This window comes from Haloleucobacter albus (assembly GCF_052492075.1).
In genome coordinates, this window is record NZ_JBQWAS010000012.1 from 1 (window position 1) to 22,059 (window position 22,059).

A 22,059-nucleotide genomic window follows, 5' to 3' on the forward strand; every position below is an offset into this window, starting at 1 on the left:
ATGTGCTCACGGGTCTGCGGCATCGGGCCGTCAGCGGCGGACACGACCAGAATCGCGCCATCCATCTGCGCCGCGCCGGTGATCATGTTCTTCACATAGTCGGCGTGGCCGGGGCAGTCGACGTGCGCATAGTGGCGGTTCTGCGTCTCATATTCCACGTGAGACGTGGAAATCGTGATGCCACGAGCCTTCTCTTCAGGGGCCTTGTCAATCTGATCATAGGCCGTGAAGGACGCACCGCCAGCTTCAGCAAGAACCTTCGTGATCGCAGCCGTCAGCGACGTCTTGCCATGGTCAACGTGACCAATGGTGCCGATATTGCAGTGCGGCTTCGAACGGTTAAACTTCTCTTTGGCCATGGGACACTCCGTTGGGTCTCTCTGGCGGATCTCTAAGGGTGAATTGGAAATTCAGTCCGACGCTCAGGCGTATTTGGACTGGATCTCCTGAGCCACGTTCGACGGCACCTGCTCATAGTGGTCGAACTGCATGGTAAAGGTCGCACGACCCTGACTGAAGGAACGCAGAGTGTTCACATAGCCAAACATGTTGGCCAGCGGCACCATTGCATTCACGACATTCGCGTTACCGCGCATGTCCTGCCCCTGAATCTGGCCACGGCGAGAATTCAGATCGCCAATAACCGAGCCAGTGTACTCTTCAGGCGTCACGACCTCGACCTTCATGACCGGCTCAAGCAGAACGGAAGCGCCCGTCTGCAGAGCTTCACGAAGAGCGGCGCGCGAAGCGATTTCGAAGGCCAGAGCCGACGAGTCAACTTCATGGAAAGCGCCGTCGATGAGCTGAACCTTCAGATCCACGACCGGGAAGCCGGCGATAACGCCCGCACCAAGCACGCTTTCAAGGCCCTTCTGAACGCCGGGGATGTATTCCTTCGGAACCGCACCACCAACGATCACGCTCTCAAACTCAAAGCCCTTGCCAGCCTCATTCGGCTCGACAATGAACTTGACGCGAGCGAACTGACCCGTACCGCCAGTCTGCTTCTTATGGGTGTAATCCACCTCGGTCTTCTTCGTGAGAGTCTCACGATAAGCCACCTGAGGCGCACCCACATTCGCGTCGACCTTGTAGGTCCGCCGCAGAATGTCGACCTTAATATCGAGATGCAGCTCGCCCATCCCCTTCAGGATGGTCTGACCGCTCTCGGTGTCGGTAGACACACGGAAAGACGGATCTTCCGCTGCCAGCTTGGAGAGAGCGATACCGAGCTTTTCCTGGTCAGCCTTGGACTTCGGCTCAATCGCAATCTCGATAACGGGTTCAGGGAACTCCATATTCTCGAGAATGATCGGCTTGGCCGTATCGCACAGCGTATCACCAGTGCGCACATCTTTCAGACCAGCAAGGGCGACGATATCGCCAGCGTGGGCTTCCTTGATGTCCTCACGGTTGTTGGCATGCATGAGCAGCATGCGGCCAACACGCTCGCGCTTCTCACGGGTGGAATTGGCAACGGTCGAACCCGCCTCCAGAACACCCGAATAGACGCGACAGAAAGTGATGGTCCCAACGAAGGGGTCATCCATGATCTTGAACGCCAGAACCGAGAGCGGCTCTTCATCGCAAGGCTTACGCTCGGATTCCGCTTCCGTGCGCGGATCAGTCCCATGAATGGAACCACGATCCACCGGGGAAGGCAGATAATCGACAACCGCATCAAGAAGCGGCTGCACGCCACGATTCTTGAACGCAGAACCGCAGAAGACCGGGTTGAAGGCGCGCGAGATCACAGCCTTGCGGATCAGAACCCGCAGCTCATCTTCGCTCGGCTCCTGACCTTCCAGGTAAGCCGTCATCGCATCATCATCAAGCTCGACCGCAGCTTCGATCAGCTTGTTACGATACTCGACAGCCTTCTCCTGAAGGTCGGCCGGGATCTCGATCTCGGAGAACTTCATACCAGAAGCGTCTTCGTCCCAGACGAGACCCTTCATGGTGATGAGGTCCACCACACCACGGAAATTGCTTTCCGCACCGATCGGAATCTGACAGCAGACCGGGTTGCCAGCCACACGATCAACGATCATGTCCACGCAACGGAAGAAGTCGGCGCCAATCTTGTCCATCTTGTTGACGAACACGATACGCGGCACGTCATACTTGTCGGCCTGGCGCCACACGGTCTCGGTCTGAGGCTCAACGCCCTGATTGCCGTCAAGCACGCAGATCGCGCCATCAAGAACACGCAGCGAACGCTCAACTTCAATCGTGAAGTCCACGTGGCCGGGAGTGTCGATGATGTTGAGGCGCTTGCCCCGCCAGAAAGCTGTCGTCGCGGCAGACGTAATGGTAATGCCGCGCTCCTGCTCCTGACTCATCCAGTCCATGGTGGCAGAGCCATCATGGGTTTCACCGATCTTGTGGTTCCTGCCCGTATAGAAGAGGATCCGCTCGGTGGTCGTGGTTTTGCCAGCATCAATGTGCGCCATGATGCCGAAATTACGGTAGTCCTCGATCGCGTGGCTGCGCGGCATGGCTCAGTCCTCGGTTCCGATCACCAGCGGTAATGCGAGAAGGCACGGTTGGCTTCAGCCATACGGTGCGTATCCTCGCGCTTCTTCACGGCTGCGCCGCGATTGTTGGCCGCATCGAGCAGCTCGGCAGAGAGACGCTCCACCATGGTCTTCTCGTTGCGGGCACGGGCGGAAGCAATGAGCCAGCGAATGGCCAGCGTCTGACGACGCTCATTGCGAACTTCCACCGGCACCTGATAGGTGGCACCACCCACGCGGCGGGAGCGAACTTCCACCGCCGGAGCCACATTCTCAAGCGCCTGAATGAACACTTCAACCGGATCGTGCTTGGCCTTCTCTTCGACAACGTCGAGAGCGCCATACACAATACGCTCGGCAGTCGACTTCTTCCCATCACGCATCACGGAATTCATGAAGCGGGAAAGAGTGCTGGAGCCGTACTTCGGATCCGGGATAACCTCGCGGCGCTCGGCCTTATGGCGACGGGACATCTTTCAATTCCTCACTTCAGCCGATCACTTGGGCCGCTTGGCGCCATACTTCGAACGGCGCTGCTTACGGTTCTTGACACCCTGGGTATCAAGGACGCCGCGCAGAATGTGATAACGCACACCCGGAAGGTCCTTCACACGACCGCCGCGGATCATGACCACGGAGTGCTCCTGAAGGTTATGCCCCTCACCCGGGATATAACCGATCACTTCGTAGCTGTTGGTCAGCCGCACCTTGGCGACCTTACGCAGAGCCGAGTTCGGCTTCTTCGGGGTCGTGGTGTAAACGCGTGTGCAGACACCGCGCTTCTGGGGGCTAGCCTGGAGCGCAGGCGCCTTCTCCCGCGCCTTCTGCGCCTCCCGCGGCTTACGGATCAGCTGGTTGATCGTCGGCATGTACGCCTTCGCCTCGTCCTGATCTGCGGCCGAAGCCGCATTCTTCATTTCGACGACCCGGACGGGCCGCCACGATTGGCCCCAAGGGCCTGTGAATTCTATTCGACCAGATGATTCTGGCCGCACCACGTCAGAAACGGCGTCGCCCGCTCCTTAAAAGGCCGGACACGCCAGTCGCGACAGAGGATCACATCACAAAGCCCTCGAAGAGGACCGGAAACGCGATCATGCACCTGAATTATCGCAGTGCTGTTTCTGGCAGCGTCGGAGCCTCGGATGCGGGAAGAGCCGAATATTTCAGGCATTTCCACTTTTTGCGTCCGAACCGGCATCGACTGTCTGCCGCGAAAGTGGGCTGCTTCTACCCGTAGAGTCGCTTCAAGTCAAGCGCTGGCGCGGCTTCAGAGCAACAAAACGCGCTAGACCAAGCTATTTTGGCGACTTCATTAGGATTTAGCCGCCTTATTTTCCGTTAACTCATTTTCAAAAGAAAAGCGCGGCGTTGAAACGCCGCGCTTCACAAAGCCAAAAAGAATCAGGCTCAGCCCAGAAGATGGGCCACACCATCACGCTCCTCAAGCAGCTCCTTGAGAGTCGCGTCAAACTTGGTCTTGGAGAAATCATCCATCGGCAGGTCCTTGACGACCTTGTAATCACCGCCTTCGCAGACGGCCGGCACGCCGAACACGATGCCTTCAGGAACGCCATAGGAACCATCAGAGGCCACACCCATGGAGACCCAGCCACCATTGGTGCCATGGATCCAGTCATGCATGTGGTCCACAGCCGCATTGGCCGCAGAAGCTGCGGAAGACAGGCCGCGCGCCTCGATGATGGCGGCGCCACGCTTGCCAACGGTCGGAATCAGCGTATCGCGATACCAGGATTCGTCACCGACGAGCTCGGGCAGAGACTTGCCGTTCACGGTGGCGAAGCGATAGTCGGCATACATGGTGGGGGAGTGGTTGCCCCACACGGCCAGCTTCTCGATATCCTGGCTCAGCACACCGGCCTTCTTCGCGAACTGCGACAGAGCGCGATTATGGTCGAGGCGCAGCATGGCGGTGATGTTGCGGGCCGGCAGATCCGGAGCGGACTTGGCGGTGATGTAGGCATTGGTGTTGGCCGGGTTGCCAACCACCAGAACCTTCACATCGCGCTTGGCGGCTTCGTTCAGGGCACGGCCCTGCACCTTGAAGATCTCGGCATTGGCGGAGAGCAGGTCAGCGCGCTCCATGCCCTTGGAGCGCGGACGCGCCCCCACGAGAATCGCGGCGTCCACATCCCGGAAAGCCACCTTGGCGTCATCGGTGATGACAACATCGGCCAGATTCGGGAACGCGCAATCCTCAAGTTCCATCACCACGCCGCCGACAGCACCCTGCGCCTGCGGCAGATCCAGCAGCTGCAGAATGACCGGCTGATCCTTCCCGTACATATCGCCATTGGCGATGCGGAAAAGAAGCGAATAACAGATCTGACCAGCGGCACCCGTGACAGCGACGCGAACGGCGGGTTTGCTCATATGAATATGCCCTTTGCCTAGAGTGAGCCCCTGAGGCTCGGCCGCGCAATCTAAGCGGCCATATCGCTCTTGGAAAGCCATGAGCGGGACGGTGATGAAAAAGACACGGGCGGCAAGGGGCCCATTTGCCGCTGCCCTGTCTTCCCCCGACCCACAGGCCCGGAGACGCTCTGCCTCCTCAAGAGCGGGTAATCACAGAATGATAACGCGATTTTCTATCTCGTTTGTGTCACCGGGCTGACGAGGCACCACTTGCGACAACATATCCCCTGCGCGTTCAACGCCGGCGACAAGTCCATCCGCCAGATGGCCATGCCGCGCCTGGCGCGCAATAAGAGCACAGATCTCCGCCCAGGCTGTTGCACCAAGGCGATTATGCACGCCCTCATCCGCCACAACTTCCACCATATGTTCATGCGCGGCGACAAAGATGAGCACTCCGGTGCGACCGGCCGTTTCAACCATGCCGTATGACAGAAACTTCTCAATGGCTGAGGAACGCACGGCGGCTTTCAGAGCCAGCCGCGGCACAACCTTGTCTGAAAAGCGCGGCAACAGCAGAATACCGGCCAGCACCATGAAGATAATGGCCTGCACTTCCAGAATGGCCAGCGCCGAAAAGGACCAGAACAGCAACGCGCCCCATGGCAGAACAAGCGCGACAAACCCCGCCCACATGAGTGGAAAGAATGAGTGCTGAACAATAGGGGCTTTTGAAATCACAACCCTTATTTCAGCCGCGGTCTTCTCCTCCGCCTCTGAAATGGCCGTGGCAATGCGATTCAGATTTTCCGGTGCCAAGCCGAGTTCCCCTCCCCCCATATCCGGCGAGGTAGTCCCGACAGAAGTCATAGCTCGCATCTCCAATGCGCAAGGCCCATCATCATTCCAGAGCACACGGAACATGGAGCACCTGCTCTCCGAAGCTAAGCGGAGGCCCTGCCGAAATGAACGCCGGCAACGAGTCTAGGTCTCACTGAATCCTGAAAAGAATCAAGACGGGGCCTGCGGAAAAATCCAACCGCGACGCATTAACCGCCCATTAAGGTAAATGCTGCGGTACAGTTCTCCCGAACGCTGTCCCATGGAAGCGCACCCAAACGGTTGTGGCTGCACCTACCAGTCGCCGGAAGCACCACCACCGCCAGAGGAGCCACCACCACCACCCCAGCTGCTGCCACCGCCGGAAGAACCACCCCAATCCCAGGTCGAGATGAAAACCCCATCATCGTCGTTGGAGCGCCGGCGCCGGCCGCCCTGCCCTCCGTTTCCGCCACCGGTACGCCAGATCACGAAAAGGCAGAACACAACGAACACGATGAAAATGATGAGATCGGTCCAGTCTTCATCCGTCATCCCCTCATTTTGCTGCTCAAGCGCACGTAGCCGGGCCTGCGCTTCTTCCGGGTCGAGGTTCAGCAGTTCAAGAATGGCCTCGGCTCCCTTGCGGGTCCCCTCAGACATATCCCCGTCCTTGAACTCCGGAATGATGACATTGCGAATGATAGTGCTGGCCATGGCATCCGTAAGAATGCCCTCAAGGCCGTAGCCCACTTCAATTCTCACCTTGCGTTCATTGGGGGCGACCAGCAGCAGCAGGCCATTATTTTCCTTCTCCTGCCCCAGCTTCCAGGACCGGAAAAGACCGTTGGCATAATCCTCGATCGGCAGCCCATCCAGCGAAGAGACGGTGGCCACCACGAGCTGATCCGAGGTCTTTTCCTCCTGCGCCACCAGTTCCGCTTCCAGACTGGTGCGTATTTCCGGGCTCAAAATCTGCGCTTCATCCACCACATGGCCTGTCAATTCCGGGTAGGAAGGCCCGGTTTGAGCCAGGGCGGGCAAAGCCAGAACAAGCCAGAGCAACATCATGGCCATGCCGGCCTGTCGGATCAGGGCAGGAACAAGCGCCCCATACCCGTTGGGGGAATGGGCCGGGGATAGTCTCCTCATATCCTGCTCATACCTCTTGCAGCCTGCCATGGTCCTCGCCGCCCCTCCCCACTGGCAGGCCCCAGAGAGCCCCTGCCATTACTCTGTCTTTCAGCTTTGAAGGCTGCGCCCCGAACAAAGCCGGGCCACAGCCTCCCGCATGCTGGCACCCTGCCTCAGTTGAATTTCACCTGAGGCAGCTTCATTTGTTCCTGAGAAATGGCGAAGGTCTCCATGGGCTTGTAAGAGCTGTAAAGCGTCATCGCCCAGATACGGCCGGGGAAGGTCTTCAGTTCGGTGTTATAAACACGCACGGCCTCGATATAATCGCGCCGCGCCACCGCAATGCGGTTCTCTGTCCCCTCGATCTGCGATTGCAGGGCCAGGAAGTTCTGGTTGGCCTTCAGGTCAGGATAGGCTTCTGAAATGGCCAGAAGCCGGCCCAATGCCCCCGAAAGCCGGGCCTGCGCCTCCTGGAACTGACGGAATTGCGCCGGGTCCGTGATGGTTGTGGCATCCACACGCACGGCCGTAGCCTGAGCACGGGCCTGCGTCACCTCATTTAGCACTTCGCGCTCATGCGAAGCGTAGCCCTTCACCGTCTCAACCAGATTGGGGATGAGATCCGAGCGGCGCTGATACTGGTTCATCACCTCACTCCAGGAGGCTTTGGCCTGCTCTTCCGCAGTGGGAATGGCATTGATGCCACAGCCTGCCAGCAGAATCGAAAGAAAGACGAGGAATAGCGGCGCTTTCAGCCGCCCAAGCCCAGAAACCATTGCTGTCATGATATCCTCTGCATTCAGATTCCGGCATTCCGGGCCGGCTTTGCGTTCAAAATGCGCCATCTCAAACCTTGGCAATATAGCCCGGCAGATCCTGCGCCTCATCAATCTGTGAAAGTTTCACGGCCATTTCTGTCGCCAATGCAACATCACACTCCAGTAAGCGCCGGCTCATGAAGGAGCGATAATAATCGCCCCATTTGAATTCCTGAAACGGTGTGTCCTCATTCGTATAGGCCTGCCCGCGCACACTGCGGGCCAGAGTCCGCCAGGGATTATCCGTCAGATCCCGGACATGATCCGGTATTCGGGAGTAAGGCCGCCGGTCGCCATTCACGTCGATCGGCCAGCAAAAATTCCGCGCTTCCATCTGAAGCCAGAATTCCTGCTGGTTCAGTGCAGACAGATCCGCCAGTTGCGCGCCGAGAATCACCTTCTCCCGGCCGATTTCCAGCAGAGCGCGGCACAGATGGTGGTGATCCACCATGTAAATCTGCCTCTCAGGGCCAAGCACATGCGGAATGGCCTTGTTCAGCAACAGCGCCTTCAGATCTCCCGGCGCAAGCTTGTTCATGGCCTGCGCACGGCGGCGCACTTCGGCCATTCCAAGCGTCAGCTGGGTGGGGTGAAGGTCATCAATGCTTACATTCTGTTCCATTCGCCTCTCCGCAATCTGTGGCGACGCGGGAGAGCAGAGCAACATTTCCCCCGCAGCGCAAAAGAAAACGGCGCATCTGTGAACACAGACGCGCCGCCTTCAATTCATCCTCCGGAAAGATCAGGCCGGAGAGATCATCTTCTCCGGGAGAACAACAGCGTCGAATTCCTCATTCGTCACATAACCACCGCCCACGGCTTCCTCACGCAGGGTGGTGCCATTCTTGTGGGCCGTCTTGGCGATCTTGGCGGCGTTGTCATAGCCGATCTTCGGAGCCAGAGCCGTCACCAGCATCAGGGAGCGCTCCAGCGCGGCCTTGATGTTGTCCTCACGCGCCTCGATGCCCACCACGCAATTATCGGTGAAGCTCACAGCCGCATCCGCCATCAGCCGCACGGACTGAAGGAAGTTGTAGGCCATGACGGGGTTGTAGACGTTGAGCTCGAAATGGCCCTGACTGTCCGCGAAGGTCAGTGTGGCATGGTTGCCGAAGATCTGCGCGCAGACCTGCGTCATCGCCTCACACTGGGTGGGGTTCACCTTGCCGGGCATGATGGAGGAGCCGGGCTCATTCTCCGGCAGGGACAGTTCGCCCAGGCCGGAGCGCGGGCCAGAACCCAGGAAGCGAATGTCGTTCGCAATCTTGAACAGCGAGGCTGCAACCGTGTTGATGGCCCCATGGCTGAACACCATGGCGTCATGCGCGGCCAGCGACTCGAACTTGTTCGGCGCCGTGGTGAAAGGCAGCCCCGTGATGGCTGCAACCTTTTCCGCAACCTTCTCGGCAAAGCCGATGGGGGCGTTCAGGCCGGTGCCCACAGCGGTTCCGCCCTGCGCCAGCTGCATCAGGCCCGGCAGCGTCATTTCAATGCGCTTGATGCCATTGGCCACCTGCTGGGCATAGCCGGAAAATTCCTGACCAAGAGTCAGCGGGGTCGCATCCTGCGTATGGGTGCGGCCAATCTTGATGACATGCTCCCACTGCTTGGATTTGGCAGCCAGCGCATCATGCAGCTTGTGCAGAGCCGGCAGCAGGCGATGCACCACCTCTTCTGAGCACGCCACATGCATGGCCGTGGGATAGGTGTCGTTGGACGACTGGCTCATGTTCACGTGGTCGTTGGGGTGAACCGGCTTCTTGGAGCCCTTCTCCCCACCCAGAATCTCGATGGCGCGATTCGAGATGACCTCATTCGCATTCATGTTGGACTGGGTGCCAGAACCCGTCTGCCAGACCACCAGCGGAAAATGCTCATCCAGCTTGCCGTCGATCACTTCCTGCGCGGCCTGCACGATGGCGTCGGCCAGCTGGGGATCGAGACGACCCAGATCCCGGTTGGTCTCGGCGGCAGCGCGCTTCACAATGCCCAGCGCCCGCACCACCGGCAGCGGCTGCTTTTCCCAGCCGATTTTGAAATTGCCCAGCGAGCGTTGCGCCTGAGCGCCCCAGTAACGATCCGCAGAAACCTCAATAGGACCGAACGTGTCGGTCTCGGTACGGGTGGTCATTGGTTAAACCCTTTCTTTACCGTGATGCGCGGCGGCGCGCTCATAGCACATCTTCTCACGGGGCGGGGAGAGCGTGCGTGACAGGCAATGCGAAAGCACGCGGAAAAATTGCGTGGCAAAAAGCTGAAATTATTCCAAAGTGGTATTCTAAGGCTGCATGGCATGGGGCAAACCGCCATATCCTCGCCTTTCTTACAGAGGTATTCTGTTCTTAAAACTCTGGAAAAATCGGCGTTTGCAACCGATTCCGAGAATGAGGGGGATGCAGGCGGCCCGCCCATACAGGCGCCTCGCCTCTCGGTTCGCAAAGTTGAAAAGTCTGGAGGGGCGATTGGGGGACGTCGTCAATCTGCACCGTGAACGCAAGGCGCGCAGCCGAAAGGCTGAAAAGGTGCAGGCCGAGGAAAACCGAATTCGATTCGGGCGGACCAAAGCCGAACGCAAGGCCCTTGCTGATGCGGCGGAGCGCCAGCGTCGCCTTGTTGAAGGCCATGCATTGAGCGGGAGGGAAGAAGATGAAAAGCCCCGTGGTTAAACGGTCCATTGTCATTGCCGGGCACAAAACCAGCGTGAGCCTGGAAGATGCCTTCTGGGAAGCGTTGAAGGAAATTGCCGCCAGCCGTCGGCTGACGCTTTCCGACCTTGTGGCCAGCATTGATGCCGCACGTAGCCAGGGCAACCTGTCTTCCGCCATTCGCCTTTTTGTGCTGGATCACTATCGCAGCGCCGCACAAAATATCCGCAGCACGGAGATGCCGGAACAGGCCATCGCATACTTCCCTCCCGTTGCGTAAACCGCAAAGCCACCCTATCTGCTTGCGAAGCGGAGCCGCACGTCGCGTTGAAAGCGAGCGTGTGGTTCCCTATAACCATCCCTCTCATGCGGCTCCGTCGCAGGGGATGGATTTCGACGCCTTTGAACCGGCGATGGTTTCATCATCTGCCGCGATCCATGTGGTGCGCCTGCCTTTCTGGCCGAGGTGCCACGGCGTGGTCCGCCTCGGCGGTGCTCGGGCTAGACACGGTGTGATGCGGTAGCCCAGGGGCGCCGCCGGGGAGAAACACGGATGTCATGGAAAAATCAGAGTGGTGGCCCATGGGGCAATGGGCCTCGCGGCCCATGGGGCAATGGCCCCTCTTCCTCAGGGCCAACGCCACCTGACATAGAAGACATCATCCGCCGCAGCCAGGATCAGTTGCGCACCATCATGCCGGGTTCTTTCGGCTTCAAGGGTGTCATTCTTGTTCTTGTTCTGGTGGTTGCGGGCTGGCTGATGTCCGGCTTCTATCGGGTGCAACCGGATGAACAGGGCGTGGTGCTGCGCTTCGGCAAATTTGTGGGCATCACCCAGCCGGGCCTTAATTATCACTGGCCCTATCCCATCGAGACGGTGCTGACCCCCAAGGTCACGCGCGTCAACCGCGTCGATATCGGCATGCGCATCGCTGAAGACGGCCGCACCGGCACCACCATGCGTGACGTGCCGGCTGAAAGCCTGATGCTGACTGGCGACGAAAATATCGTTGATGTGGACTTCTCGGTGTTCTGGGTCATCTCCAATGCCGAGGAATATCTGTTCAACGTGCAGAATCCTCAGGGCACCATCAAGGCCGTGGCCGAAAGCGCCATGCGCGAGGTGATCGGCCGCACGGATATTCAGCCCATTCTCACCGGCGCCCGGCAGAATATTGAAAATGCCGTGCAGGAGCTGATGCAGAACACGCTGAATGGCTACAAGGCCGGCGTCAGCATCACGCAGGTGCAGTTGCAGAAGGTCGACCCGCCAAATCAGGTCATTGACGCCTTCCGCGATGTGCAGGCCGCCCGCGCCGATGCCGAACGTTCGCAGAACGAAGCGCAGACCTACGCCAACCGCATTCTGCCTGAAGCGCGCGGCAATGCCTCCCGCATCGAGAATGCGGCCCAGGCCTATCGCGAGCGCACCGTGGTGGAAGCCCGTGGCCAGGCTGATCGCTTCCTCCAGATCTACGAGGAATATCGCAACGCCAAGGATGTAACGCGCCAGCGCATGTATCTCGAAACCATGGAGCAGGTGCTCGGCCGCCTCGACAAGGTGATCGTGGATAGCAGCAGCACCAGCCGTTCAGGCGAAGGTGGTGGCGTGCTGCCCGTTCTGCCCCTGAATGACATGCTGCGCGGCAAGCCGGCGGCGAATGCAGGCCAGACCCAGGGAGGCCAGAAGTGAGGCATCAGGTTCTCGGCGTCGTCATCGCCATTCTCGTCGCGGTCGGGCTTGTAGTGCTCTACTCCTCGGCCTTCATCGTCAGCCAGACCCAGCAAGCGCTGGTCCTGCGGTTTGGTGAGCCTCTGGAGCCAGTGACCCAGCCGGGCCTGCACTGGAAGGCCCCCTTCATTGACAGCGTTGTCTATCTCGACAATCGCATTCTTGATCTGGAAAACCCCTCTCAGGAAGTGATCGCCTCCGATCAGAAGCGGTTGGTGGTGGATGCGTTCGCGCGCTACCGCATCACCAATCCGCTGCGCTTCTATCAGGCGGTTGGCACCGTGCAGGCGGCCAATTCCCGGTTGGCGACCGTTCTCAACTCGGCCCTGCGCCGGGTGCTGGGCGAAAGCACCTTCATCGCTGTTGTGCGCGACAATCGTGAAGAGCTGATGCACCGCATCGCCGAGCAGGTGAACCGCGAGGCCGCCGGCTTCGGCATTACCGTGGTGGATGTGCGCATTCGCCGGGCGGATCTGCCGGAAGCCAATAGCCAGGCCGTGTTCCAGCGCATGCAGACGGAACGTCAGCGGGAAGCCGCCGAAATCCGCGCGCAGGGTAACGAGGCCGCCCAGCGGCTGCGGGCGCGCGCCGAAAGAGAAGCCACCATCATCCTGGCCGAAGCCAATTCCAAGGGTGAGCAGGTGCGTGGTCAGGGCGATGCTGAACGCAACCGCATCTTTGCCGCAGCCTTCGGCAAGGACCCTGACTTCTTCTCCTTCTATCGTTCCATGCAGGCATATGAAGCCAGCATGAAGCCGGACGATACCCGGCTGCTCATCAGCCCGGATTCCAGCTTCTTCAACTACTTCCAGAACCCCCTCGGCGCAGCCGCCAAGCAACCGGCTGCGGCGAACTGAGGTCGCACGACCCGGTGTCGGAAGAGGCACCGGGCCCGCGCCTTAAACTCACTGGAATATGGATAAATCAGAACGGCGGAGCGTGTGAAAACACGCCCCGCCGTTTTCATATCTGCCTGACACGCCGGTTTCGTCTATCAGCCGCAGAACGGCCCGCTTCCACCTGATAGAATGGGCGCTCAAATTCTGTGTCCCGCCATGGTCGTGGACATTCCGAGGACAACCATGCCCGCACTCCGCTTCTCGCGCTCCGGCCACAACAGCGCCATGCGCAAGCTGATGCCGCCGCTTTCCACAATGGCCCTCGCGCTGGCCTGCGCGACGCCGCTCGCCACTCATCTGCTCATGCCGCAGCCGGCACAGGCCGCAGCGACCAAGGGGCCAGACACGGTGGCCGATGTCGCCGAAAAGGTGATGGATGCGGTTGTAAACATTTCCACGGCGCAGAATGTCGCCGCATCCCGCAGTGTGCCAGTGCCGGAACTGCCGCCCGGCTCACCCTTTGAAGATTTCTTCGAGGATTTCTTCCGCCACCGGAAGGAGGATGGAAAGGACGGTGGCCCGAGGCGGGTCTCGTCTCTCGGCTCCGGCTTTGTCATTGACCCGGCCGGGCTGATTGTGACCAACAACCATGTCATCGCAGATGCGGATGAAATTTACGCCAATTTCAGCGATGGCACCAAGCTGAAGGCAGAATTGATCGGCCGTGACACCAAGACCGACCTCGCCTTGCTCCGCGTCAAGCCGGAAAAGCCGCTGACCGCAGTTAGCTTCGGTGATTCAGACCAACTGCGCGTAGGCGACTGGGTCATGGCCATTGGCAACCCGTTCGGCCTAGGCGGCACGCTGACGGTCGGCGTCGTCTCCGCCCGCAACCGGGATATCAATTCCGGGCCCTATGACAATTTCATTCAGACCGACGCCGCCATCAATCGCGGCAATTCCGGCGGGCCGCTGTTTGATATGGAAGGCAGGGTGGTGGGCATCAACACTGCCATCATCTCCCCTTCGGGAGGATCTATCGGCATTGGCTTTGCGGTGCCCTCAGCCACGGCCAAGCCCATACTGGCACAGCTTGAGCAATTCCACGAAGTGCGGCGCGGCTGGATTGGCGTGCGCATTCAGCCGGTGACAGATGATATCGCCGAAGCGATGGAGCTGCCCTCCACCCAGGGGGCCCTGATTGGCGTGGTGGACAAGGAGGGCCCTGCGGCGAAGGCTGGTCTACAGGCTGGAGATGTCATCCTCACCTTCGATGGAAAGCTCATCAAGACCGTCCGAGATCTGACCCGCACCGTGGCCGATACCATGGTGGGCAAGACAGCCCGCATCGAAATTATCCGCAAAGGCAAGCCCCAGACCCTGTCCTTGCAGGTCGCCCGCATGCCCGTTGAGAAGGAGGCGGAAACCAAGCCTGCCACCCTTTCAAAGGAAAAGACCACAGCCCCCCGCAAAATGCTGGGCCTTGAGCTTTCCCCCATCACGGAAGAACTCCGCCAGCGCTTCAATATTCAGAGCAGCATTCAGGGGGTGGTCATCATCCATGTGGATGAGAATTCGCCCGCTGCGGAAAAGGGGCTCGTACCGGGGCTCATCATCATGCAGGCCGGGCCCGAGCCGGCCAGAACCCCGGATGATGTAGAGCAGCGCATTGCCCAGCTCCAGCAAAAGGGCAAGCGCGCCATTCTGCTTCTGGTTTCGGATGGAGAGGGAGAGCAGGAATTCATCACCCTGCCGCTGGAATAAAAGCCCGCATCAACGGAGCGGCTGCATGCCATACATAAAGCCCCCGCGATATTGCGGGGGCTTTTTTGTTCAATGCACCTCTTCAGGCGTACGGAACTCTTCAGCCGTGTAGCCCTGCATATAGAGCAACGCAGTCAAGTCGCCATGGTCAATGCGGGCATGGGCCGCTTCCGCAACCTTGGGCTTAGCATGATAGGCAACCCCCAGCCCAGCCTCGGCCAGCATGGACAGATCGTTCGCTCCGTCCCCCACGGCCAGCGTTTCAGAGGGTGCCAGATGCATCTGGTCGCGCAGCTCCACCAGTGTGGCAAACTTGGCGTCGCGGCCCAAAATCGGGTCCGCCACCTTGCCTGAGAGAATCTCACCTTCCACAAGCAGGGTATTGGCGCGGTTTTCATCAAAACCGATCCATTCCGCGACCACTTTGGTAAACAGGGTGAACCCCCCGGAAACCAACGCCGCATAAGCCCCGTTGGCGCGCATGGTAGCCACCAGCTCGCGGCCGCCGGGGGTCAGGTGAATGCGCTCCTTCAGCACATCCGCCACGACATTCACCGAGAGCCCCTTCAAAAGCGCCACGCGCTCGCGCAAGGCCGGCTCGAAATCAATCTCGCCACGCATGGCTCGTTCAGTGATGGCGGAAACATGCGCCTTCAGCCCGGCCTTGTCGGCCAGCTCATCAATACATTCCTGGCCAATCATGGTTGAATCCATATCCGCCAGAAACAGGCGCTTGCGCCGGCCGGCCTCCAGCTGGACAACCACATCCACCGGCGCACCATTCAAAGACTGACGCACAGTTTCCGCAATGGCGCGCGTATCAGCCCCAAGGGTGGGCTTGAAATGAATATCTACTGCCACATCCTGGTGGAGAACCACAGGTTCTTGCGCACGGGGCAGCACAGCGCGCGCATTGTGGATTGCCTCATTCGTGATTGCAGGGGCAGAAGGATTGGAAATCAGCGTTGCAACATAGGCCATGACGATACCGGAACCTAAGGACATGAAAAGATCGGCGGTGCTTATCGCGGGCCCTACCGCCAGCGGTAAATCGGCGCTTGCCCTTGCGCTTGCCGAACGCAGGGGCGGAGTCGTGCTTAATGCAGATTCCATGCAAGTCTATGGCGATCTCGCCATATTGACGGCGCGTCCAAATGACGCAGACCTCGCCCGCGCGCCCCATCGCCTCTATGGCCATGTGGATGCGGATGCGGAATATTCCGTCGGGCGCTGGGCGGAAGAGGCTCAGGCAGCCATGCAGGAATGCTGGCGAACCGGGCAATTGCCCATTCTGGTTGGTGGCACCGGCCTTTATTTCCGCGCGCTGACACAGGGCCTTGCCGAAATCCCTCCGGTGCCCGAACAGATCCGCTCCGCTCTGCGCGCGGACGCCGAGCAGGAAACAAACCAGACCCTGCACCACCGCCTGCAACAGGCCGATCCGCAAAGTGCGGCCCGCATCGCCCCGAATGATCGACAGCGGATTTTACGCGCGCTGGAAGTGAAGGCCGCTACCGGTCGCCCGCTGAGCGCATGGCAGGCCGAGACTCAGCCCCCCTTCCTGCAACCGGAAAAAATTGTCCCCCTCGTGCTGGAGGTAGACCGCACCTTACTGTGCGAACGCATTGATACGCGCTTTCTCGATATGCTGGAGGCGGGTGCGCTGGAAGAGGTGCGCGCGCTGGCCGCCCGCAATCTGCCGACGGGCAGAACTGTGCTGAAAGCCCATGGAGCCCCCGCCCTCACACGTCATCTGGCTGGAGAGATCACGCTGGAAGACGCTATCGCGGAAGGGCAAGGTGATACGCGGCGTTATTCCAAGCGCCAGAATACTTTCTTCCGTCACCAGATGGCCGAATGGCCGCGCCGCGCGCCGGAAGAAGCCCTGCCCTATCTGCTGAGTGCAATCGACAGGCAGCAGGATTAAGGCTCCGCCTTTTCCTGAAGATAATATGCCCGGCCGTGCGGACGACCGGACATATTATTGTGCGTCACCAGGGAAGATCAGGCCGCGTTGAGATCGCGATCGATCTGGGCCTTGAGGCCCGCATCAATATTCAGCGCCTGAGCGAGACCCGCCAGATATTGTTGTTCCGCCACGCTATCCACCCGAATGGACATGGCGGACACGGCGTAGATTTCCATAGCGGCCTGAGGCGTTGTGGCGGCGTCAATCAGCGTCTGCGGATTAACGGGCGTCGTGAGATAACGCATCAGCGCCTCACGATCATCCGTACTGGCCCCCACCTTGGCCAGCCCCTGAGTGATGTGCTTCAGCTCATCGGCATCAATCTCGCCATCCGCCTGCGCCGCGGCTGTCATGGCGCTCAGCAGCACAGCGGAGAATGCCTCAGGACCACCGGGCATTTTTTCAGGTGCGAAGGTGGTGTCGGAAGGCTCGACATCACCCATGAGGCGGGAAGCCCCCCCCCCCTGCTGGGCCTGCCATTTGCGGAAGGCATTGAAGGCCAGCATGCCGATCACCGCAAGGCCGCCATATTTCACCAGATCATTGCCGCCAGCGGCCTTGCCACCGGAAGTGTTGCCGGAGGGAGCCTGCTGCGGCATCGGGGCAGGAACGGGCGCGGAACCGGAAGAAGACGGCACGGAGGCCGGCACACTGCCGCCGCTTCCCAGCGCATCCGTCACCATATCGGAAAGACCGCCACCGCTGCCGCCCCGCGAGGCGGAGGTGCTGCCCTGCTGTGCAGCGCCGCCCCCAAGGACCTGTCCCAGCAGATCGCCAAGGCCGCCCGGCAAACCACCGGAAGCCGCACCGCCCTGAGAGGAGCTGCCCCCACCAAGCACCTGGCCGAGTATGTCACCCAGCCCACCCGGCAGACCCGACGCATTGCCCTGCGGCCGAGCACCGCCCTGCGGCGCACCACCGCCCAGCACCTGGCCGAGAATATCTCCCAGCATGCCGCCGGCACCACCCTGCTGCGCAGTAGAGGAGCCTTTCACCCCACCACCACTGAGCACCTGGCCTAGCACTTCACCCAGAGCCCCTTGCAAACCGCCTGAATTGCCAGATTGCCCGCCCCTGCGGACACTGCCATTCGAAAGAGCCGCCCCAAGCAACTGACCTAGAAGGCTACCTGCGTCCGCCATCGAAATCTCCCCCGACATCTGAGCGTTGATGTTTCACCCTGTCACATTTTCAAGGCAAGAACACGGTTGCCTGAAAGCGCCCGCACCATTTGCGTGCAGAAACCACACCCTACACCGCAACCGGCGCGCGGATAACAGGCCACGGATCATAATCCTCCACCTTCACATCCTCATAACGGAAGGCGAACAAATCCTTCACCTGCGGGTTCAGTTGTAGCCTGGGCAAATGGCGGGGCATGCGCTCCAGCTGCTCATGGGCCTGATCGAGATGGTTCACATACAGATGGGCGTCCCCCATGGTGTGGATGAAATCCCCCACCCTCAGCCCTGTCACCTGCGCCACCATATGGGTGAGCAAGGCATAGGAGGCGATGTTGAAAGGCACCCCCAGAAACACATCGGCGGAACGCTGGTAAAGCTGGCAGGAGAGCTTTCCATCCAGCACCGCGAACTGGAACAGGCAGTGACAGGGCGGCAACGCCATTTTCGGCACATCGCCGGGGTTCCAGGCCGTCACGATCAGACGGCGGCTGTCGGGATTGGTGCGGATCTGCTCCACCAGATCAGAGATCTGGTCGATCACACTGCCATCCGGCGAGGGCCAAGAGCGCCACTGATGGCCATAGACCGGTCCCAGATCGCCTTCCGCATCCGCCCACTCATCCCAGATGCTGACGCCATGTTCCTGCAAATAACGCACATTGGTGTCGCCAGCGAGGAACCACAGCAGTTCATGCACGATAGACCGCAAATGCAGGCGCTTGGTGGTGACAAGCGGAAAGCCCTTTTCCAGATCAAACCGCATCTGATGTCCAAATACGGAAAGAGTGCCCGTTCCGGTACGGTCGTCCTTGCGAACCCCTTCCGAGAAAATGCGGCGCATGAGATCAAGATATTGCTGCATGCAATGGGCCTTCGCTTTGGAATGTCAGCGGCTGTGTTGCCCTTCTTATTCCCCTCCCGAAGAAATTTTCCAAGCCTGCTTTTCACACGGCCCGGTTTTTCCGGCCTGTGATACAAGGCGCACGGACACAGCTTCATGAGAAGCGTTGACTTTCGCTGCCTGTGTGGCCCACAGTCCTCCTGTTCCAAGGGGGGCCCCGTGATGGGGCTGAGATTTCGCATCGCCTGAACCGGCAAGGTTCCGGCACCGCGTTGACCCTTCGAACCTGATCCGGGTCATACCGGCGAAGGGATCGGAACCCGTGCGGCAATGCCACAGGCGCATCCGCATCCGCCTCCTGCAGCTTGAACCCCGGCTCTCACTTCGCCCGCGCGTGCACCCCTCGCCCGCGCCAGCTTGATGGAGAACCGCATGCTTGATGAAGCTTCCACTTCATCCCTGAAAGTCACCACCGGGCCCCTGCCCCAGTCCCGCAAGATCTATCTTGAGGCGGGGCGGCCGGATGTGCGCGTCGCCATGCGCGAGATCGCCATTTCTGATCCGGCAGAAAAGCCGTTGCGTGTCTATGACACCTCCGGCCCCTATACTGACCCGGAAGCCGTCATCGACCTGACCAAGGGCCTGCCAGCCCTGCGCGCGGAATGGATTCTCGCCCGTGGCGATGTGGAAGATATTGAAGGGCGCGCCATTCGCCCGGAGGATAACGGGCTGAAGGCCGGGCAGGAATCCGCCATGCCGCAGTTTGACCGCACCGGCCGCAAGCCGCTGCGCGCCAAGCCCGGCAAGCGCCCCACCCAGATGGCCTATGCCCGCGCCGGCATTATCACGCCGGAAATGGAATATGTGGCCGCGCGCGAGAATCTCGCCTTCGCCAATGGCGGCCCGCACCCGCGCCACAAGGCCATGGGGCTCGGCGCGCAGATCCCCACCGAGATCACCCCGGAATTCGTGCGTGAGGAAGTGGCTCGCGGCCGCGCCATCATCCCCGCCAATATCAACCATCCTGAAATCGAGCCGATGGCGATTGGCCGGAACTTCCTGGTGAAGATCAACGCCAATATCGGCAACTCCGCCGTCACCTCCGGTGTGGCCGAGGAAGTGGACAAGCTGGTATGGGCCACCCGCTGGGGTGCCGATACGGTGATGGATCTGTCCACCGGCAAAAACATTCACACCATCCGCGAATGGATTATCCGCAATTCGCCGGTTCCGATCGGCACTGTGCCGCTCTATCAGGCGCTGGAGAAGGTCGGCGGCATCGCCGAGGACCTGACCTGGGATGTCTTCCGCGATACGGTGATCGAACAGGCCGAACAGGGCGTGGACTATATGACTGTCCATGCCGGCGTGCGCCTGCCCTTCGTGCCGCTGACAGCGGACCGGGTAACCGGCATCGTCTCGCGCGGCGGCTCCATCATGGCCAAGTGGTGCCTCGCCCACCACAAGGAGAGCTTCCTCTACGAGAATTTCGAGGAACTGTGCGAGATTCTCGCGGCCTATGACATCTCCTTCTCGCTGGGCGACGGCCTGCGCCCCGGCTCCATCGCCGATGCCAATGACGCCGCCCAGTTCGCCGAGCTGGAAACGCTGGGCGAGCTGACAGAAATCGCCTGGAAACATGATTGCCAGGTGATGATCGAGGGCCCCGGCCATGTGCCGATGCACCTCATCCGCGAGAATGTGGAAAAGCAGCTCAAGGTTTGCCACGAAGCGCCCTTCTATACGCTTGGCCCGCTCATCACCGATATTTCCCCCGGCTATGACCACATCTCCTCCGCCATTGGCGCAGCGATGATTGGCTGGTTTGGCACGGCAATGCTCTGCTATGTGACCCCGAAGGAACATCTGGGCCTGCCAGACCGCGATGATGTGAAGACAGGCGTGATCTCCTACAAGATCGCTGCCCATGCGGCAGATCTGGCCAAGGGGCACCCGGCGGCGCGCATCCGCGATGATGCGCTCTCCCGCGCCCGATTCACCTTCCGCTGGCGCGACCAGTTCGCTATCTCTTTGGATCCGGAAACCGCAGAGCGTTTCCATGATGAGACGCTTCCGGCCGAAGGCGCCAAGGTGGCGCATTTCTGCTCCATGTGTGGGCCGAAATTCTGCTCCATGAAGATCTCGCAGGAGCTGAAGGTCGAGGCGGGTGATATTGCCCGTGCGGAAGCCGATAATACGGCTGCCGAAGGCATGGCTGAGATGGCGCGCAAGTTCCGCGATAGCGGCAGCGAAATCTATCAGCCCGCGCCGGATGTCACCCAGCCGCCTGCGGCGGAGTGATGGCCCACCGGACCCCCTCCTCAATGCAGGGCTGACCCGGAAAAGATAAGCACAGAGAATGGCCGTTCCTGCCGGAGCGGCCATTTTCACATGGAAAAGGGCCGGCCCCACCGGACCGACCCCACTTCATCCGTACCTGCTGATGCAAGGCGCAATGTCCAAGGCTCAAACCTCAGGTTTCACGACATCAAGCGGGCCATGGTCATCGCAGTGATCGCCATGGGGATGATGCAGGCGACCCTCCACCAGATAATCCACATGGTCGCCATGCGGCACGGCTTCATGGCCGCAACCCGGCCCGTGGGTATGGTCAGCCTCATGCCCTTCCACATTGCCGGGGGTGCAGCGATCCGGATTGGTTTCGCTCACCTCGATCACATGTTCATCCACATGATCCCCGTGGGGATGATGCAGATGACCATCATGAAGATAATCCACATGGTCGCCATGGCGCACCGCTACATGGCCGCAACCGGGCCCGTGCGTATGGTCATGGTTGGCATGTTGCGGCTTCTTGCAGTCACCCATTCCAGCTCCTCCTGTTTGACCTGCCTCCTCGGACAGACGTGCCGGCGACGTTTCAGTCTCCGGCCCCGAACCAGCCCCCATTGAAGCGCTGGCTCGCCCCTTCCCGATGCGGGATTTTGCAGAAAGTGATATAACATATCATAATGAGAAGAGGTGCTTGAAGAAGCGTTTTCCCATCAAGCGCCCGGATGCCTCAAAGACGAATCTTGTGCGGAATCGGCAGAAGGTCTTTTGAAAAAAGAGGCACCATATGCCTCACATGTCGCAGATTTTGGTTTTCAGGACGTACGCACGTTTTTTTCAATGCTCCCAGAACTTCGCGCAAGCATTTGATATTGTTGCGTTAAACCAAAGACGCAGCTCCGCCACAAAAAAATAAACGCGCTTTACCACAAAGCCTGTGGAGAGCGATCGGATCTGTGCTTGCAATCCGGGAAAAGGCCGACTAATTTTCGCGCTCACTTCAAGGGCAACAGCCCGAGGCGTGCAGGTGTAGCTCAGTTGGTTAGAGCGCCGGTCTGTGGAACCGGAGGTCGGTGGTTCGAGCCCACCCACCTGTACCATTCAGAAGTGATTTCCAGAATTTCAGATAT

At 59.9% G+C, this 22,059-nt stretch carries 21 protein-coding genes, 1 tRNA gene and 1 riboswitch; of the genes, 8 read left to right on the forward strand and 14 right to left on the reverse strand.

The genetic code is table 11. The annotated features are described in order from the left end of the window. The 10 genes from ACT6QH_RS01045 to fumC form a co-directional block, all read right to left on the reverse strand. A partial coding sequence (locus tag ACT6QH_RS01045; RefSeq protein ID WP_444972960.1) for a GTP-binding protein occupies positions 1 to 359 on the reverse strand: 359 nt, incomplete at its 3' end. Between the two features lie 63 nt (positions 360 to 422). After that, positions 423 to 2,498: an elongation factor G gene (gene fusA, locus ACT6QH_RS01050; protein ID WP_444972961.1), complete on the reverse strand. Its 2,076-nt coding sequence runs from the start codon at positions 2,496 to 2,498 to the stop codon at positions 423 to 425. A gap of 20 nt (positions 2,499 to 2,518) precedes the next feature. Continuing rightward, complete coding sequence (rpsG, locus tag ACT6QH_RS01055) at positions 2,519 to 2,989, reverse strand: 30S ribosomal protein S7 (RefSeq protein ID WP_444972962.1); 471 nt, start codon at positions 2,987 to 2,989, stop codon at positions 2,519 to 2,521. A 24-nt stretch (positions 2,990 to 3,013) separates the two neighbouring features. Beyond that, on the reverse strand, positions 3,014 to 3,385 hold the full coding sequence (gene rpsL / locus ACT6QH_RS01060; protein WP_444972963.1) for a 30S ribosomal protein S12: 372 nt from the start codon (positions 3,383 to 3,385) through the stop codon (positions 3,014 to 3,016). A 541-nt stretch (positions 3,386 to 3,926) separates the two neighbouring features. Then, on the reverse strand, positions 3,927 to 4,910 hold the full coding sequence (locus ACT6QH_RS01065) for a malate dehydrogenase (RefSeq protein WP_444972964.1): 984 nt from the start codon (positions 4,908 to 4,910) through the stop codon (positions 3,927 to 3,929). 192 nt (positions 4,911 to 5,102) lie between these two features. Then, positions 5,103 to 5,762, reverse strand: a complete 660-nt coding sequence (locus tag ACT6QH_RS01070; RefSeq protein WP_444972965.1) for a TPM domain-containing protein — start codon at positions 5,760 to 5,762, stop codon at positions 5,103 to 5,105. A gap of 264 nt (positions 5,763 to 6,026) precedes the next feature. Continuing rightward, positions 6,027 to 6,863 (reverse strand): TPM domain-containing protein, encoded by an 837-nt coding sequence (locus ACT6QH_RS01075; RefSeq protein WP_444972966.1) that lies wholly within the window; start codon positions 6,861 to 6,863, stop codon positions 6,027 to 6,029. 155 nt (positions 6,864 to 7,018) lie between these two features. Beyond that, a complete protein-coding gene (locus ACT6QH_RS01080; protein WP_444973003.1) occupies positions 7,019 to 7,621 on the reverse strand; it encodes a LemA family protein in 603 nt (200 codons plus the stop codon). A gap of 70 nt (positions 7,622 to 7,691) precedes the next feature. After that, positions 7,692 to 8,285 carry a ParB-like protein gene (locus tag ACT6QH_RS01085; RefSeq protein ID WP_444972967.1) on the reverse strand — a complete coding sequence of 198 codons (594 nt, stop codon included), beginning with the start codon at positions 8,283 to 8,285 and terminating at the stop codon, positions 7,692 to 7,694. 120 nt (positions 8,286 to 8,405) lie between these two features. Beyond that, positions 8,406 to 9,794, reverse strand: a complete 1,389-nt coding sequence (gene fumC, locus ACT6QH_RS01090) for a class II fumarate hydratase (protein ID WP_444972968.1) — start codon at positions 9,792 to 9,794, stop codon at positions 8,406 to 8,408. Positions 9,795 to 10,125: 331 nt separating this feature from the next. Between fumC and ACT6QH_RS01095 the strand changes: the two genes are divergently transcribed. The 5 genes from ACT6QH_RS01095 to ACT6QH_RS01115 all read left to right on the forward strand — a co-directional run bounded on the left by ACT6QH_RS01095 (position 10,126) and on the right by ACT6QH_RS01115 (position 14,643). Continuing rightward, positions 10,126 to 10,329, forward strand: coding sequence for a DUF4169 family protein (locus tag ACT6QH_RS01095; RefSeq protein WP_444972969.1), 204 nt, complete (start codon positions 10,126 to 10,128; stop codon positions 10,327 to 10,329). Then, on the forward strand, positions 10,310 to 10,588 hold the full coding sequence (locus tag ACT6QH_RS01100; RefSeq protein ID WP_444972970.1) for a ribbon-helix-helix domain-containing protein: 279 nt from the start codon (positions 10,310 to 10,312) through the stop codon (positions 10,586 to 10,588). The genes ACT6QH_RS01095 and ACT6QH_RS01100 overlap by 20 nt, the downstream gene beginning before the upstream one ends. A 273-nt stretch (positions 10,589 to 10,861) precedes the next feature. Next, positions 10,862 to 12,001, forward strand: a complete 1,140-nt coding sequence (gene hflK / locus ACT6QH_RS01105) for an FtsH protease activity modulator HflK (RefSeq protein WP_444972971.1) — start codon at positions 10,862 to 10,864, stop codon at positions 11,999 to 12,001. After that, positions 11,998 to 12,897 carry a protease modulator HflC gene (gene hflC / locus ACT6QH_RS01110; protein WP_444972972.1) on the forward strand — a complete coding sequence of 300 codons (900 nt, stop codon included), beginning with the start codon at positions 11,998 to 12,000 and terminating at the stop codon, positions 12,895 to 12,897. Before hflK ends, hflC begins: the two co-directional genes overlap by 4 nt. A gap of 225 nt (positions 12,898 to 13,122) precedes the next feature. Further along, positions 13,123 to 14,643, forward strand: a complete 1,521-nt coding sequence (locus tag ACT6QH_RS01115; protein ID WP_444972973.1) for a DegQ family serine endoprotease — start codon at positions 13,123 to 13,125, stop codon at positions 14,641 to 14,643. Between the two features lie 69 nt (positions 14,644 to 14,712). Here ACT6QH_RS01115 and serB read toward each other — a convergent pair whose 3' ends face one another. Next, positions 14,713 to 15,624 (reverse strand): phosphoserine phosphatase SerB, encoded by a 912-nt coding sequence (gene serB / locus ACT6QH_RS01120; RefSeq protein WP_444973004.1) that lies wholly within the window; start codon positions 15,622 to 15,624, stop codon positions 14,713 to 14,715. A 22-nt stretch (positions 15,625 to 15,646) separates the two neighbouring features. On the opposite strand from serB, the gene miaA reads away from it, so the two are divergent. After that, the gene (gene miaA, locus ACT6QH_RS01125) at positions 15,647 to 16,570 is read left to right on the forward strand and encodes a tRNA (adenosine(37)-N6)-dimethylallyltransferase MiaA (protein ID WP_444972974.1); all 924 of its coding nucleotides are present in this window, start codon (positions 15,647 to 15,649) and stop codon (positions 16,568 to 16,570) included. Between the two features lie 77 nt (positions 16,571 to 16,647). Here miaA and ACT6QH_RS01130 read toward each other — a convergent pair whose 3' ends face one another. Beyond that, a complete protein-coding gene (locus ACT6QH_RS01130; RefSeq protein WP_444972975.1) occupies positions 16,648 to 17,754 on the reverse strand; it encodes a tellurite resistance TerB family protein in 1,107 nt (368 codons plus the stop codon). A 109-nt stretch (positions 17,755 to 17,863) separates the two neighbouring features. Beyond that, positions 17,864 to 18,658, reverse strand: a complete 795-nt coding sequence (locus ACT6QH_RS01135; RefSeq protein ID WP_444972976.1) for a thymidylate synthase — start codon at positions 18,656 to 18,658, stop codon at positions 17,864 to 17,866. A 177-nt stretch (positions 18,659 to 18,835) separates the two neighbouring features. Beyond that, positions 18,836 to 18,968: riboswitch (TPP riboswitch) on the forward strand. A gap of 101 nt (positions 18,969 to 19,069) precedes the next feature. On the opposite strand from ACT6QH_RS01135, the gene thiC reads away from it, so the two are divergent. Next, entirely contained in the window at positions 19,070 to 20,938 is a 1,869-nt protein-coding gene (gene thiC / locus ACT6QH_RS01140) for a phosphomethylpyrimidine synthase ThiC (protein ID WP_444972977.1), read from the forward strand. Positions 20,939 to 21,103: 165 nt separating this feature from the next. On the opposite strand, the gene ACT6QH_RS01145 is transcribed toward thiC, so the two are convergent. Beyond that, positions 21,104 to 21,466: a hypothetical protein gene (locus tag ACT6QH_RS01145; RefSeq protein ID WP_444972978.1), complete on the reverse strand. Its 363-nt coding sequence runs from the start codon at positions 21,464 to 21,466 to the stop codon at positions 21,104 to 21,106. 486 nt (positions 21,467 to 21,952) lie between these two features. On the opposite strand from ACT6QH_RS01145, the gene ACT6QH_RS01150 reads away from it, so the two are divergent. Then, positions 21,953 to 22,029, forward strand: a tRNA-His gene (locus tag ACT6QH_RS01150). The last annotated feature ends 30 nt before the right edge of the window (positions 22,030 to 22,059 follow it).

What these genes read in the sequence shown, in the direction of transcription:
- ACT6QH_RS01070 (WP_444972965.1), bottom strand. Translation starts at nt 5,762, where the DNA reads ATGACTTCTGTCGGGACTACCTCGCCGGATATGGGGGGAGGGGAACTC.
- miaA (WP_444972974.1), top strand. Translation starts at nt 15,647, where the DNA reads ATGAAAAGATCGGCGGTGCTTATCGCGGGCCCTACCGCCAGCGGTAAA.
- ACT6QH_RS01075 (WP_444972966.1), bottom strand. Translation starts at nt 6,863, where the DNA reads ATGAGGAGACTATCCCCGGCCCATTCCCCCAACGGGTATGGGGCGCTT.
- serB (WP_444973004.1), bottom strand. Translation starts at nt 15,624, where the DNA reads ATGGCCTATGTTGCAACGCTGATTTCCAATCCTTCTGCCCCTGCAATC.
- ACT6QH_RS01135 (WP_444972976.1), bottom strand. Translation starts at nt 18,658, where the DNA reads ATGCAGCAATATCTTGATCTCATGCGCCGCATTTTCTCGGAAGGGGTT.
- fumC (WP_444972968.1), bottom strand. Translation starts at nt 9,794, where the DNA reads ATGACCACCCGTACCGAGACCGACACGTTCGGTCCTATTGAGGTTTCT.
- ACT6QH_RS01100 (WP_444972970.1), top strand. Translation starts at nt 10,310, where the DNA reads ATGAAAAGCCCCGTGGTTAAACGGTCCATTGTCATTGCCGGGCACAAA.
- ACT6QH_RS01130 (WP_444972975.1), bottom strand. Translation starts at nt 17,754, where the DNA reads ATGGCGGACGCAGGTAGCCTTCTAGGTCAGTTGCTTGGGGCGGCTCTT.
- rpsG (WP_444972962.1), bottom strand. Translation starts at nt 2,989, where the DNA reads ATGTCCCGTCGCCATAAGGCCGAGCGCCGCGAGGTTATCCCGGATCCG.
- hflK (WP_444972971.1), top strand. Translation starts at nt 10,862, where the DNA reads ATGTCATGGAAAAATCAGAGTGGTGGCCCATGGGGCAATGGGCCTCGC.
- ACT6QH_RS01065 (WP_444972964.1), bottom strand. Translation starts at nt 4,910, where the DNA reads ATGAGCAAACCCGCCGTTCGCGTCGCTGTCACGGGTGCCGCTGGTCAG.
- ACT6QH_RS01080 (WP_444973003.1), bottom strand. Translation starts at nt 7,621, where the DNA reads ATGGTTTCTGGGCTTGGGCGGCTGAAAGCGCCGCTATTCCTCGTCTTT.
- thiC (WP_444972977.1), top strand. Translation starts at nt 19,070, where the DNA reads ATGCTTGATGAAGCTTCCACTTCATCCCTGAAAGTCACCACCGGGCCC.
- rpsL (WP_444972963.1), bottom strand. Translation starts at nt 3,385, where the DNA reads ATGCCGACGATCAACCAGCTGATCCGTAAGCCGCGGGAGGCGCAGAAG.
- ACT6QH_RS01115 (WP_444972973.1), top strand. Translation starts at nt 13,123, where the DNA reads ATGCCCGCACTCCGCTTCTCGCGCTCCGGCCACAACAGCGCCATGCGC.
- ACT6QH_RS01085 (WP_444972967.1), bottom strand. Translation starts at nt 8,285, where the DNA reads ATGGAACAGAATGTAAGCATTGATGACCTTCACCCCACCCAGCTGACG.
- ACT6QH_RS01145 (WP_444972978.1), bottom strand. Translation starts at nt 21,466, where the DNA reads ATGGGTGACTGCAAGAAGCCGCAACATGCCAACCATGACCATACGCAC.
- fusA (WP_444972961.1), bottom strand. Translation starts at nt 2,498, where the DNA reads ATGCCGCGCAGCCACGCGATCGAGGACTACCGTAATTTCGGCATCATG.